Here is an 11,678-nt window from a genome sequence, read left to right on the forward strand (position 1 = left end):
CAACCGGGCCTGGGGCAATTCCGACCACGGCATCATGCTGCGCACCATCCAGGACGCCGTGGTGGAGAACAACATCGTCGCCGGCAACGCCCGGGGCTTCTTCATCTACGACGCCGAATACAACACCCTGCGCGGCAACCTGGTGGTGGATAACCAGGTGGGCATGCACGTGTGGGCCGGCTCGGTGCGCAACGTGGTCGAGAAGAACGATTTCATCTCCAACCGCGAACAGGTGAAGTACGTGGCCTCGAAAGATGAAAAGTGGGGCGCCGAGAACGGCAACCACTGGAGCAACTACGTGGGCTGGGACCGCAACGGCGACGGCCACGGAGATGTGGCCTACGAGGCCAACGACATGGTGGACCGCCTCTCGTGGCGCCACCCCATGGTCAAACTGCTGCTGGCCAGCCCGGCCATCCAGACCCTGCGCCTCATCGCCCAGCAGTTTCCCCTGCTGCGCGCCCCCAGCATCGTGGACCCCAAGCCACGCATGCGCCCCGAACATTCCGACTGGAGAAACTGGCTTGGCAAGCACTATCGTTGAAGCCCGCGGGGTGACCAAGGATTTCGGCAGCATCCAGGCCGTCAAAGGTGTCGACCTGTCCATCGCCCCGGGCGAACTCTTCGGCCTGATCGGCCACAACGGCGCCGGCAAGAGCACCCTGTTCAAGATGATGCTCGGCCTGATCCCCCTCACCTCGGGCACGATTCACCTGGACGGCGAGCCCATCACCGGCCCGCGCTTTCGGGAAACCCGGCGCAAGATCGGCTATCTGCCGGAGAACGTCGTCCTCTACGACAATCTCACCGGGCTCGAGACCCTGTATTTCTTTGCCGACCTGAAGGCCGTGCCACGCCGCGAATGTGCCGGCCTGCTCGACAAGGTGGGGCTCACGGCCGCCGCCGGGCGCCGCGTGCGCGAGTACTCCAAGGGCATGCGCCAGCGCCTCGGCTTTGCCCAGGCCCTGCTCGGCACGCCGCGCCTGCTGTTTCTCGACGAGCCCACCACCGGCCTCGACCCCGGCGCCATCCGCGACTTCTATCGCATCCTGCGCGAGCTCAAGGGCGAGGGCGTCACCATGGTCCTCACCTCCCACATCCTCGCCGAGATCCAGGAGCGAGTGGATCGCCTGGCCATCATGGAAGGCGGGCAGATCCGCGCCACCGGCACCGTCCAGGCCCTGCGCGAAGCCATGAACCTGCCCCTCACCCTGGAGATCGCCGGGGGTGCCGGCCTGCGCGAGCAGGTCAGCCGGGCCCTGGAAGGGCTCGCCATCGAAAGCATCGAGGAGTCCGGCAGCATGCTGCACATCCGCCTATCCCGCGACGCCAAGATGCCGGCCCTCACTCGCCTGGCCACCCTGGGCGACACCCTGCGCGACCTCCACGTCCGCGAACCGTCCCTCGAAGACGTGTTCTTCGGCTATCGGGCCTGAGCCATGTTCTCCATCGACTTCAGACAGATCGGCATCGTCGCCGGCAAGGAATTCTGGGACCGCATCCGCAACCGCTGGGTGTTGGCCGTGGCCCTGGTGTTCACCGTGTTTGCTCTGGTCATCGCCTACTTCGGCGCCGCCCAGCAGGGCGCAGTGGGCTTTCGCTCCATCGACGTGACCATCGCCTCCCTGGTCAGCCTGGTGATCTATCTCATCCCCCTGATCGCCCTGATCCTCGGCTTCGACGCCATCGTCGGCGAGCGCGAGCGCGGCTCCCTCGACCTGCTGCTGACCCTGCCCATCACCCGCAAAGAGCTGATCCTCGGCAAATACGCCGGCCTCGCAGGGGCGCTGGCCTTCTCCACCATCGCCGGCTTCGGCGCGGTGGGCGTCATCCTGTCCCCCAGCCTCAGCCTGGACGCCCTCTTCCACTACGTCGGCTTCATGGCCTCGGCCATCCTGCTGGGTTTCGCCTTCCTGAGCCTGGCCGTGATGCTGTCGGTGTTCGCCGCCGACCGCACCCGCGCCTCCGGCCTCGCCATCGGCACCTGGTTCTTCTTCGTGCTGGTCTTCGACCTGCTGCTGCTGGGCGCCCTGGTGATCACTGCCGGCGACTACGGCGGCGCGATCTTCCCCTATCTGCTGCTGCTCAACCCGGCCGACGTGTTCCGCGTGCTCAATGTGTTCAGCCTGGACGAAGTGCGCACCCTCTATGGCCTTGCCACCGTCTTCCCCGAAGCCCTGAGCAACCCCGCCACCCTCGGCGGCGTCATGCTCGCCTGGATCGTCGGCCCGCTCGCCGTGGCCATCTGGAGATTCGAACGATGAAAATCCCCCCCCTCCTCGCCCACACCGCCGTGCTGCTGCTGGCCGCCGGCCTGCTCGCCGCCTGTGGTCAGAACAGCACCAGCACCGTCACCCCCAAGGAGATCGCCCAGGACACCTACTGCGCCCTGGACGGCATGCTGCTCGCCGACTACCCCGGCCCCAAGGCCCAGATCCACTACGCCGGCCAGCCCGAACCCGAGTTCTTCTGCGACACCACCGAGATGTTCTCCCTGCTGCTCAAGCCCGAACAGGCCCGCAAGGTGTCCGCCGCCTACGTGCAGGACATGGACAAGGCCGACTGGGCCGCGCCCAAAGGCGCCTGGATCGACGCCAAGGCCGCCTTCTACGTGGTCGGCTCGAAGAAACGCGGCGCCATGGGGCCCACCATCCCGTCCTTCGGCACTCGGGAAGGTGCGCAGAAGTTCGCCACGGCCGAAGGGGGCAAGGTCCTTCCCTACGCGGAGATCACCGCCGACATGACCCGCCTCGACGGCGGCGCCCTCCACGACCAGAGAATGTAAGCCGATGGACCCGATCTACAGCACACTCCCCCCCGCAGACGCCCTGGAGATCGAACAGATCGCCCGGCTGATGTACGAAGTCCGCACGGCCCGGGACGACGTGCTGGCCCGCGTGGGTGCCGCCGACCCGGAGCAGGCCCTTGCCTGCATCAGCAAGGGCGAGTTGCCCGAACACCCCGCCTACGAACACTACCTGTCGGCCCGCATCCTCGCCGACCTGGCCATCCAGGTCCGCGCCGATCTGGCCGCACGCATCGAGGAGAGCCAGGGACGATGAGCATGCACCTCGATCTGGCCACACGCATTGAAGAGCACTTCGGCGAACATCTGGAGCGCGCCGTGGAGCTCAAGCTCGATGCCCTCATTGCCCACTTCAGCAATGGCGTCAGCCTGGAGGCCCGCATCGCCGACCCCCACGCCTACGCCATCACCTGGGCCTGGGGCGAGGCCGAACTGCGCATCGACACCGCCCCCCTGCACCGGGATCTCGCCACCTTCCCCAATCACCTCCACAGCGCCGACGGCAGCCTGCACCACGATCCGCTTACCCTTACCGGCGCCGCGCCGTGGGAAAATCTGCAGCGGGTCATCGTTGCCATCCTGGCCGACCCGCTGCTGGACCGCCTGACCACCTCCGCCGGAGCCCCACCGACATGACGCCCCGCCTTTTCTGCGCTGCGCTCGCCACCGCCCTCCTCACCCTGGCCCAGGCCCCGGTGGCCGCGGCGGCCGACCTCTCGCCCCAGTACGTGCAGCGCTCCACCCGCTGTCCGGTATGTGGCATGTACCCCTACCGGACACCCCAGTGGATGGGCCAGATCGTCTTCAACGACCAGAGCGCCAGCACCTTTGATTCGCCGGTGGACATGTTCCGCTTCCTCAACAACATGGTGCTCTTCGACAAGCAGCACAAGGCTGCCGACGTGGGCGCCATCTGGGTGGCCGACTACGGCACCAAGGCCTGGGTGGATGCAAAAAAGGCCTTCTACGTCATCGGCTCGAAGGCTCTCGGCCCCATGAACGACCCCAACCTCCCCGCCTTCGCCACCCGCGAAGCCGCCGACGCCCACATCAAGGCCCAGGGCGGCAAGGTGCTGCAGTTCAGCGAGGTGACGCGGGAGGTGATCAAGAGCCTGAGCGGCGCTCACCACAACCACTAAGCCACACAGCCAGGGGCCGTCTTGGACCTGTAGAGGCGAACTGTAGGGGCGACTTGTAGGGGCGACTTCAGTCGCCCATCCCCGCATCGATCACAGACATGCCCTTGATCTGGCCTCCGCGGGCGACTGAAGTCGCCCCTACAGTCCCTACGGTCCCTCCAGCATCGCCCGTCGGGTGATCCGGCCGAGGGCACCCAGACCCGCGTCAGCATTGGGTTTGCGTCTGGTTCAGGGAGCTCGACCGGGGAACGCCGGTTCATTCGACCCCACGGAAACAACAGCCCCCTACAGCAGATACTGCTCGATCCGGCTCACCGGCGCATTGCGCAGGAGGTAGAGCTGGGGGTTCTCCCTTTCGGCGGACTGGCCGTTCAGGCTTACCACCACCGGCTCGCGCTCCAGGATGCACAGGCGACGGCTGACGCAGTCGGCGCGCCATTCGGGCAGGGCTGTCTTGCCACGCTCCTCCACGGCGATTCGGGTGAGCTGGAACTGGTCGGCCGGGTTCTCCCGGGCCACCCGGTTGCGGATGGCGTCCCGGGCCTTGTCCAGGCTGCCCTGCTGCACGCACAGGTCGTACAGCGAGGCCAGGCAGCGCAGGTTGTCGATGCGGATGGGCTTGAGGCCGTGCAGCCACGAGAGGGCCACGATCAGCTTGCGGCCGTAGATGTCATAGGCGTAGCTCAGGGTCTCGGCGTAGAAATCCGGCGTGCGCCCGACGGCCTGCAGGGCCGCCTTCCAGGCCGGCTCGAAGTCGGTCTTGCGCCCCCCGCGGGACAGGGCATCGGCCCAGGCGATCTGCCGGGCCCGGCTGGGCAGGCGCAGCATGGCCTGCCATTCGGGCCACAAGCTGCCAAAGCAGGCCTGCAGCGCCGGGCCGTTGCGGGCGGCAAAGCGGGCAAAGAGCTCCTGCAGGGTGCCGGTCTTGAGATTGACCTGCAACGGGCCGAAGGACAGCCCCGCCCCATCGAAATTACCGGTGACCTGCTGAAAGGGGTCGCCGCTGGTCTCGAAGGCTGCCGTGACGCGCAAGGCATTGGCAATGGCCAACTCCGGGCGCAAGGCTGGCAGGGCGGCAGGGTCGGGCATCTCCAGGTAGATCCGCTCGCCGCGGGCTTCGACCCGCAGAAAATGCCCCTCCTGGGCCAGCCGCGCGGCCGACTTGAGCACCTCGGCCGGCTTCGCCGCCGTCACCCACACGAAGCGCCCGTCAAGGCCCGCCCCCAGGCCGTCGGCCGGTGCCACAGAGACGACTTTCAGGGGCATCCCCACGGCATCGCGCAGCACCTGCACCGAACCGACCAGCTCTCGGTGAATCAGCACCGTTCCATCAGGGCGAGCATATTCGCGCAGCTGAAAGCTGGGGGTCAGCGGGGCCGTCCCGGGCCCGCCAACGATGAAATCCCGGGAATACTTGAAACGTACGGCCATGGGAGTCTCCTGTAACAGGTGGGCAGTCAGGGCGCCTCGTTGCGCTGGGCGATCCGCGGCTGGCGGCCGTCCCAGTAGAGCAGGATGTCCACGCCGGCCTCGGTGCCCAGCAACACACCGTCACCCCGCCAGCCCCGGGCCGCTTTACGCCAGGCACGGGCCTGAGCCGAGAGACGAGGGAGAATCTGCACCGGCGGCCCCCCCTCCTCCCAGATCGGGGTGGCGAAGAAGCGCCGGTTCTGGATGAGCAGGCAGCCAGCGCCACCACGGCCCCGGTCGATGACCAGCGCAAGCGCCGCCGGGTCGAAGGGGCGCTGCTGGCGCCGCCACGGGTCAATGGCCCGGCCGCGGGCTTCGGGCTGGCTGGCGGCAGGCAGGAGCCACAGACGGTCAATCCGCCGGTTGCCATCAAAGTCCGCCTCCAGGCTGGGGGCTTCGTGGTCGCCCTGCCGAGGCGGGCCGAGTTCGCAGGGAGATGCCGCCAGGGCGCTGCCGACCATCAGGCCGGCGAGCAGGGAAACGAGGATTTTCATGTACCGGCCAGTCGCGTACGCCACGTGTTGAGGAAGGGCGTCGGGTCGATCAGGTCAGCCCGACGCAGGAAGGGTACGCCGTCGGCCCGGCGGGCGGACGCGCTCTCGGGGGCTGTCAGGGGGCCGCTGGCGCTGCCGTCGTACATCTCGATATGCAGCATCGCACTGGGTACCTGGATGCCCACCAGCAGCCCCACCCGGGCGATCACCTGCCCGGCCTTCACCTCCTCGCCCTTGCGCAGAGCGCAGTCCGGCTTGATTTCGCCGTAACGGATCACGAAATCACCGTGGTCGATCTCCAGGGCATCGGTCTGGGCGTAAAAAGGATAGGGGTCGCGGATGACCACCCCGTCACGGACGGCGTGGATCAGGCGCCCCACCGGGGCATACAGGTCGCAGCCGGCATGGGCGCGGCGCCCCCCGCTGCGACGGGATCCGAAGGAACGGGGCGGGTGGGTCCAGTCGGCCACGGCCGGCTTGGCAAAAGGAAAGAAGCTGTCGCCCCCCGGTGGCGCCGGGGCCGCGTCCACGGCCTGCACAAGGCGTTGCCAGTCTGCGCTGCCGGGCGCCAGCAGGCCGCTGGGGCTCAGGCCGGCGCGGGCCTGAAAGGCCTGGATGGCCTGCACCGTACTGGACTTGCGGGGGGGCCGGGCAATGCCCCCATCCACCCCCTTCGGGTCCACGTCGGGCCAGCCCAGCAGGCGTGCTGCCCGGGTCAGCACGGTCTGCACCATCTCCACGTCCTTTCGCTCGTTGCGGGCGCCCTGCTCCCAGGCCCCGACCGCTGCAAGGATGTCCATCGCGCCCTCCTCCCTTTGTCCGAAAACGCCGCCCACTCAGACTTTCAGGATAGTCGCCTGCAGGCCTCTGTCATCCGGGGAAGGCGACACAGGCGAAAAAAACCCGGCCGCATGGAGACGACCGGGCCTTCACGCGTGGGGGGTACGCGCTGAGGTGAGAAGGAGACGAGATGCGATGGGGCGTGGTGGCGCCGTTTTATTGGGACTTGGCGACCATGAAGTCCACCACCGTCTTCATGTCGTCGTCGCTCAGGGACGGGCTGCCGCCCTTCGGTGGCATGGCGCCCTTGCTGCCATTGAAACCTTCGATGGCATGCTTGTAGAGGGTGTCATTGCCCTGGGCGATGCGCGGCCCCCAGTCGGCCTTGTCGCCGAGTTTGGGTGCGCCGGCCACGCCGGTCTGGTGGCACATGGCACAGGTCTTCTTGAAGATGTCGGCGCCCTTGCCGCCATCGGCTGCAGCCGGAGCCGGGGCCGGCGCAGCCGCCACCGGGGCAGGTGCGGCGGCAGGGGCCGCAGCGGGCGGCGCTTCAGACTTGCCGCAGGCGGCCAGCAGGCCAACGAGAATCAGGGGGAGGAGTCGGGATGTCAGCATGGGGCTCTCTTGATCTTGATGTGGGGTATGGGAAAACCCGTTGTGCGGGTTGTGGAGCGGATCGTATGCCGCCACGTCCCGCCACCTCATTGACCCGAATCAATTGCCCGGCATCACCCTTCAGCGCGAGCGCGCCAGATCCACATCAGCCCCGTTGCGCTCGTCCGAATAGGGCGCCACCCCGCCCGGCCGGCTGCTGGCATAGCAGCTGACGATCACGTTGGAGAGCGGCTTGCCCCGGTGCAGCACATCCACCCCGCAACGCCCGAACACGCTCTCGATGGTGGCTAGCAGGTTGCGGGCGTAAGGGGTTTCGAGCTTGCCATCGAGGATCAGGTTGGCCAGCAGCACACCCTCCGGCGCCAGCGCCCGGCGCGCGTCCTGCCAGAACTCCCGGGTCACCAGGTGGCCGGGGATGGAAGTGTGGCTGCTGAACACATCCACCACCACCGCGTCGTAGCGCAGCCCGGTGGCGCGCACGTAGCGGCGGGCGTCATCCACGATGAACTCGCCGCGGATGGGCGCCTTGAGAAAGCGCGTCTCGGCGATCTCACGGATCTTCGGGTCGATGTCCACATAGGTGTAGCGATTGGACGGCTCCCGGTGGGACAGGGTGAAGCCGCCGGCCCCCAGCACCAGCACGGCCTTGTTACGCAGGGCGAGGTCGTCCAGCAGCACGCGGCGCAGGTGCTGCACGTAGCGGGCATAACGCGGCGGTTCGCTGTCGTCCACCAGGGAGGCCAGCGAGTTATTGACGAAGAAGGCCCGGGGGTCCGTGTGATCGGGCAGCTTCACCGCCTCCACCGCATAATCGGCATTGGCCGTGTCCACCACCTGGGTGGGCGGATACAGGTTGACGGCAACCGCCCCCAGCCCTGCCGTCAGGGCCGCAGCCCAGGGGCGCCAGCCCCGCACACCGAGAAACAGGCTGCCCACCCCCAGCAACAGGGCGCAGGTGAGCACCGCTGCCGACACCCCCAGCCACTGCATCACCAGCAGGGACAGGCTCACCGAGCCCAGAAAGGAGCCCAGCGTGGACCAGTACAGCGCATAGCCGCTGGCCTCGCCGGTGCGCATGTGCTTCATCAGGTTGGTGAGCACCGGCACCGTCTGCCCCAGCAGCCAGGCCACCGGGCACAGCACGGCGCCGATGAAGAGCAGATAGGCCACGCCCGCCGGTTGCAGGTGGGCAAACATCCCGTCCACGGTAACGCGGGCCAGGCCCAGGCCGACGAGCAGCGCCGACAGCAGGAAGTTGCGGGCCACCACGGCAGTGAAGCGCTCGCCGACCCTGGCGCCCGATGCATACCCCAGGGCCAGGGCCAGCAGGAAGAAGCCAATGGTCGGGGCCGTGACGACAATCGAGCTGCCCACGTGGGGCACCAGCCGGCGCAGAGCGATGACCTCGGCGCCCAGGGAGCAGAAGCCCTCGATGAAGACAATCAGGTAGAGCAGGTGTCGGGGCATGATGATCAGGCAGGGGGCGGCAGGCCGGACAGGGCCACGCGCCAGGCCGCCAGCATGGCCGGATGAAAGGGATCGTGCCCGCAGCCCTGCACCCACATCAGCCGGCTGCCCGGCAGGGCGGCATGCACGGCCTCTGCGCCATCGGGCGGGCAGACCCGGTCCTCACGGCCGTGGATCAGGGCCACAGGCACCCCCGCCAGATGCGTACAGGCGGCGAAGAACGCCGCCTCTCCAAGAAAACACTCCGACTGCAGGTAATGGGCCTGGAGGCGGTACTTGAGCACGAGGCGATCCAGTGCCTCACCTTCCGGCGCTGCCGCCGCAGTGGCCCCGGCCATGCCCATCTCGTGGCGCCACCAGGCCAGCGCGGCCTGGCGGGCGCTTTCGCCGTCGGCCGGGTCGAGGTGCGTGGCCAGCACATCGAGCCCCCCGCCCTCCGGGCCAAGGCGCAGCCCTTGAAAGAAACGCTCGATCTGGCGCCGCCCGGGGACGAACACACTGCGCAGCACCAGGTCGGTCACGGCATCACGATGGGCCGCCGCATAGGCAATGGCCAGGGTCGCGCCCCAGGAGCCGCCGGTCACCCGCCAGCGGGCGACGCCCAAGTGCAGGCGCAGGGCCTCCAGGTCGGCAATCAGGTATGCCGTGGTGTTGGCGCCCCGTTCCCCGGCCGGTTCGGATCGGCCGGCACCGCGCTGGTCGGGCAGCACCAAAAACTGCCGCACCCTGTCGTAAAGCTCGGAAAAACGCGGGCTGCAGCCGCTGCCCGGCCCTCCATGGAGCACCAGCACCGGCTCGCCCGCCGGATTGCCGCGGGTCTCAACCCACAGGCGGTGCCCGTCACCAACGGGAAAGAGGAAGCAGGCATCGACGGACATGGGGCATCGGGCCTGGCCCGGAAATCATGATTTTCGTGAGGCGGGAGTATGCCGCCCTTTGACACACTCTGCCTCACGGTACTGCCACCGGCGGGCCGGAAAACCTCAACTCGAATATTGGAGACTGATCATGACCTGGACCACCCCCCAAGCTTGCGACCTGCGTTTCGGCTTCGAAATCACCATGTACATCGCCGCCAAATAAGCCCGGCCCCGGCAGCGCCGGCTGTGCCCCCCGCAGCCGGCGCCGCGCCTGACCTCCCACGCCCCCGACCATGAAAATCCGAGTTCTCGGCGCTGCCGCCGGCGGTGGCTTTCCCCAGTGGAACTGCAACTGCCGCAACTGCCGGGCCGTACGCGAAGGCCACGGCGCCTATCAACGCCGCACCCAGTCCTCCATCGCGGTGAGCGCCGACGGCGCCCGCTGGACCCTGGTGAACGCCTCCCCCGACATCCTCCAGCAGTTTCAGGCCTTCGCCGGCACCTGGCCGACGGGCGGGCTGCGCGGCTGCGGCATCGAATCGGTGGTGCTGGTGGATGCGCAGATCGATCACACCACCGGCCTCTACATGCTGCGCGAGAAGGGCAGCCCGTGGCCGATCTGGTGCACCGACCCGGTGTATGAAGACCTGACCCGCGGCAACCCCATCCTGCATCTGCTGGAACACTACTGCGGGGTTGACCGTCGCCCCCTGCCCGCCGGCGGCGAGCCCTTTCACCCCGAAGGCAGCGAAAGCCTCGACTGGCAGGCCCTGCCCCTGCTCTCTGCCGCGCCCCCCTACTCGCCCCACCGGGGCAATCCGGTGCCCGGCGACAATGTCGGCCTGTGCATCGACGATCCGGTCACCCGCCGCCGCGTGTTCTACGCCCCTGGCCTGGCCGAAGTGGACGACGCCGTGTTTGCCGCCATGCGCAAGGCCGACTGCGTGATGGTGGACGGCACCTTCTGGACCGACGACGAGATGATCCGGCTGGGCCTGTCCACAAAACGCGCCCGCGACATCGGCCACCTGGCCCAGAGCGGCCCTGGCGGCATGATCGAGCAGCTGGCCCGACTGCCCCGGCACATCCGCCGCGTCCTCATCCACATCAACAACACCAACCCCATCCTCGACGAGGGTTCCACCGAGCGGGCCATCCTCACCGCCGCCGGAATCGAGGTGGCCTACGACGGCATGGAGATCGACCTGTGAGCACACCCCTTCGTCCCTGGACGCCCGAAGAATTCGAAGCGCAGCTCCGAGACAAGGGCAGCGCCTATCACATCCACCACCCCTTCAACGTCATGCTCAACACCGGCAAGGCCACGCGGGAGCAGATCCAGGGCTGGGTGGCCAACCGCTATTACTACCAGATCATCATTCCCCAGAAGGACGCGGCGGTGCTGTCCAACTGCCCCGACCGGGACGTGCGGCGGGAATGGATCCAGCGCATCCTCGACCACGACGGCCACGGTGACGACGCGGGCGGCATCGAAGCCTGGCTGCGTCTGGGCCAGGCCGTGGGCCTGTCGCGGGAAGAGATCATGGACCAGCGCCACGTGATTCCCGCCGTGCGCTTCGCCTGCGACGCCTACCTCAACTTCTGCCGCCAGCGCCCCTGGCAGGAATCGGTGTGCTCCAGCCTCACCGAACTCTTCGCCCCCACCATCCACAAGCAGCGCCTCGCCAACTGGCCCGAGCACTACCCGTGGATCGAAACCGACGGCCTGCAGTACTTCCGCAACCGCGTCACCCAGGCCCGCCGCGACGTGGAACAAGGCCTCGCCGTGACCCTCGCCTACTTCGACACCCGCGTCCAGCAGGAGCGTGCCCTGGATATCCTCAAGTTCAAGCTCGACATCCTGTGGGCAATGAACGACGCGATGATGACCAAGTACGGCCTGGACACACGCACCCTGTAGCGGCGACTTTCAGGGGTGACTCGGATGGGCAACGTGTAGGGGCGACTCGTAGGGGCGACTTCAGTCGCCCATCCGATCGTTGATCACCGGCAACGCGTTGATCGAAGTCCGAGGGCGACTGAAGTC

16 protein-coding genes are annotated in these 11,678 nt (G+C 67.8%); 10 read left to right on the top strand and 6 right to left on the bottom strand.

Annotation, left to right across the window (positions count from 1 at the left end; translation table 11 throughout):
* From ACIQ09_RS20080 to ACIQ09_RS20110, 7 genes are all read left to right on the top strand, one after another.
* On the top strand, positions 1-544 hold a 544-nt coding region (locus ACIQ09_RS20080), incomplete at its 5' end, for a NosD domain-containing protein (RefSeq protein ID WP_398313843.1).
* Complete coding sequence (locus tag ACIQ09_RS20085) at positions 525-1,436, top strand: ATP-binding cassette domain-containing protein (protein ID WP_398313845.1); 912 nt, start codon at positions 525-527, stop codon at positions 1,434-1,436. The genes ACIQ09_RS20080 and ACIQ09_RS20085, both read left to right, overlap by 20 nt.
* Before the next feature lie 12 nt (positions 1,437-1,448).
* On the top strand, positions 1,449-2,264 hold the full coding sequence (locus ACIQ09_RS20090) for an ABC transporter permease (protein WP_398313870.1): 816 nt from the start codon (positions 1,449-1,451) through the stop codon (positions 2,262-2,264).
* Positions 2,261-2,785 (top strand): nitrous oxide reductase accessory protein NosL, encoded by a 525-nt coding sequence (locus ACIQ09_RS20095; RefSeq protein ID WP_398313847.1) that lies wholly within the window; start codon positions 2,261-2,263, stop codon positions 2,783-2,785. Before ACIQ09_RS20090 ends, ACIQ09_RS20095 begins: the two co-directional genes overlap by 4 nt.
* A gap of 4 nt (positions 2,786-2,789) precedes the next feature.
* On the top strand, positions 2,790-3,062 hold the full coding sequence (locus tag ACIQ09_RS20100) for a hypothetical protein (protein ID WP_398313849.1): 273 nt from the start codon (positions 2,790-2,792) through the stop codon (positions 3,060-3,062).
* A complete protein-coding gene (locus ACIQ09_RS20105) occupies positions 3,059-3,442 on the top strand; it encodes a hypothetical protein (protein ID WP_398313851.1) in 384 nt (127 codons plus the stop codon). The genes ACIQ09_RS20100 and ACIQ09_RS20105 overlap by 4 nt, the downstream gene beginning before the upstream one ends.
* On the top strand, positions 3,439-3,945 hold the full coding sequence (locus ACIQ09_RS20110; protein ID WP_398313853.1) for a nitrous oxide reductase accessory protein NosL: 507 nt from the start codon (positions 3,439-3,441) through the stop codon (positions 3,943-3,945). Before ACIQ09_RS20105 ends, ACIQ09_RS20110 begins: the two co-directional genes overlap by 4 nt.
* Positions 3,946-4,230: 285 nt before the next feature.
* Here ACIQ09_RS20110 and ACIQ09_RS20115 read toward each other — a convergent pair whose 3' ends face one another.
* From ACIQ09_RS20115 to ACIQ09_RS20140, 6 genes are all read right to left on the bottom strand, one after another.
* Positions 4,231-5,376, bottom strand: coding sequence for a hypothetical protein (locus ACIQ09_RS20115; protein WP_398313854.1), 1,146 nt, complete (start codon positions 5,374-5,376; stop codon positions 4,231-4,233).
* A gap of 26 nt (positions 5,377-5,402) precedes the next feature.
* Positions 5,403-5,909, bottom strand: a complete 507-nt coding sequence (locus ACIQ09_RS20120; protein WP_398313856.1) for a hypothetical protein — start codon at positions 5,907-5,909, stop codon at positions 5,403-5,405.
* Entirely contained in the window at positions 5,906-6,709 is an 804-nt protein-coding gene (locus ACIQ09_RS20125; protein WP_398313858.1) for a M23 family metallopeptidase, read from the bottom strand. The genes ACIQ09_RS20120 and ACIQ09_RS20125 overlap by 4 nt, the downstream gene beginning before the upstream one ends.
* Before the next feature lie 196 nt (positions 6,710-6,905).
* On the bottom strand, positions 6,906-7,304 hold the full coding sequence (locus ACIQ09_RS20130) for a c-type cytochrome (RefSeq protein WP_398313860.1): 399 nt from the start codon (positions 7,302-7,304) through the stop codon (positions 6,906-6,908).
* Positions 7,305-7,424: 120 nt separating this feature from the next.
* Entirely contained in the window at positions 7,425-8,771 is a 1,347-nt protein-coding gene (locus ACIQ09_RS20135; protein ID WP_398313862.1) for a fused MFS/spermidine synthase, read from the bottom strand.
* 5 nt (positions 8,772-8,776) lie between these two features.
* Positions 8,777-9,649 carry an alpha/beta fold hydrolase gene (locus tag ACIQ09_RS20140; protein WP_398313864.1) on the bottom strand — a complete coding sequence of 291 codons (873 nt, stop codon included), beginning with the start codon at positions 9,647-9,649 and terminating at the stop codon, positions 8,777-8,779.
* A gap of 130 nt (positions 9,650-9,779) precedes the next feature.
* On the opposite strand from ACIQ09_RS20140, the gene pqqA reads away from it, so the two are divergent.
* From pqqA to pqqC, 3 genes are all read left to right on the top strand, one after another.
* Complete coding sequence (gene pqqA, locus ACIQ09_RS20145; RefSeq protein WP_139379539.1) at positions 9,780-9,854, top strand: pyrroloquinoline quinone precursor peptide PqqA; 75 nt, start codon at positions 9,780-9,782, stop codon at positions 9,852-9,854.
* 70 nt (positions 9,855-9,924) lie between these two features.
* Positions 9,925-10,842, top strand: coding sequence for a pyrroloquinoline quinone biosynthesis protein PqqB (pqqB, locus tag ACIQ09_RS20150; RefSeq protein ID WP_398313866.1), 918 nt, complete (start codon positions 9,925-9,927; stop codon positions 10,840-10,842).
* Entirely contained in the window at positions 10,839-11,552 is a 714-nt protein-coding gene (gene pqqC / locus ACIQ09_RS20155; RefSeq protein ID WP_398313868.1) for a pyrroloquinoline-quinone synthase PqqC, read from the top strand. The genes pqqB and pqqC overlap by 4 nt, the downstream gene beginning before the upstream one ends.
* Positions 11,553-11,678 lie beyond the last annotated feature (126 nt).

Origin of the sequence: Zoogloea sp., assembly GCF_044344315.1 — a bacterium.
Taxonomy (GTDB): Bacteria; Pseudomonadota; Gammaproteobacteria; order Burkholderiales; family Rhodocyclaceae; genus Zoogloea.

Bases quoted from the DNA above. Each gene is read 5' to 3' on its own strand.
- ACIQ09_RS20095 (WP_398313847.1), top strand. From the start codon at position 2,261: ATGAAAATCCCCCCCCTCCTCGCCCACACCGCCGTGCTGCTGCTGGCC.
- ACIQ09_RS20100 (WP_398313849.1), top strand. From the start codon at position 2,790: ATGGACCCGATCTACAGCACACTCCCCCCCGCAGACGCCCTGGAGATC.
- ACIQ09_RS20105 (WP_398313851.1), top strand. From the start codon at position 3,059: ATGAGCATGCACCTCGATCTGGCCACACGCATTGAAGAGCACTTCGGC.
- ACIQ09_RS20110 (WP_398313853.1), top strand. From the start codon at position 3,439: ATGACGCCCCGCCTTTTCTGCGCTGCGCTCGCCACCGCCCTCCTCACC.
- ACIQ09_RS20115 (WP_398313854.1), bottom strand. From the start codon at position 5,376: ATGGCCGTACGTTTCAAGTATTCCCGGGATTTCATCGTTGGCGGGCCC.
- ACIQ09_RS20120 (WP_398313856.1), bottom strand. From the start codon at position 5,909: ATGAAAATCCTCGTTTCCCTGCTCGCCGGCCTGATGGTCGGCAGCGCC.
- ACIQ09_RS20125 (WP_398313858.1), bottom strand. From the start codon at position 6,709: ATGGACATCCTTGCAGCGGTCGGGGCCTGGGAGCAGGGCGCCCGCAAC.
- ACIQ09_RS20130 (WP_398313860.1), bottom strand. From the start codon at position 7,304: ATGCTGACATCCCGACTCCTCCCCCTGATTCTCGTTGGCCTGCTGGCC.
- ACIQ09_RS20135 (WP_398313862.1), bottom strand. From the start codon at position 8,771: ATGCCCCGACACCTGCTCTACCTGATTGTCTTCATCGAGGGCTTCTGC.
- ACIQ09_RS20140 (WP_398313864.1), bottom strand. From the start codon at position 9,649: ATGTCCGTCGATGCCTGCTTCCTCTTTCCCGTTGGTGACGGGCACCGC.
- pqqB (WP_398313866.1), top strand. From the start codon at position 9,925: ATGAAAATCCGAGTTCTCGGCGCTGCCGCCGGCGGTGGCTTTCCCCAG.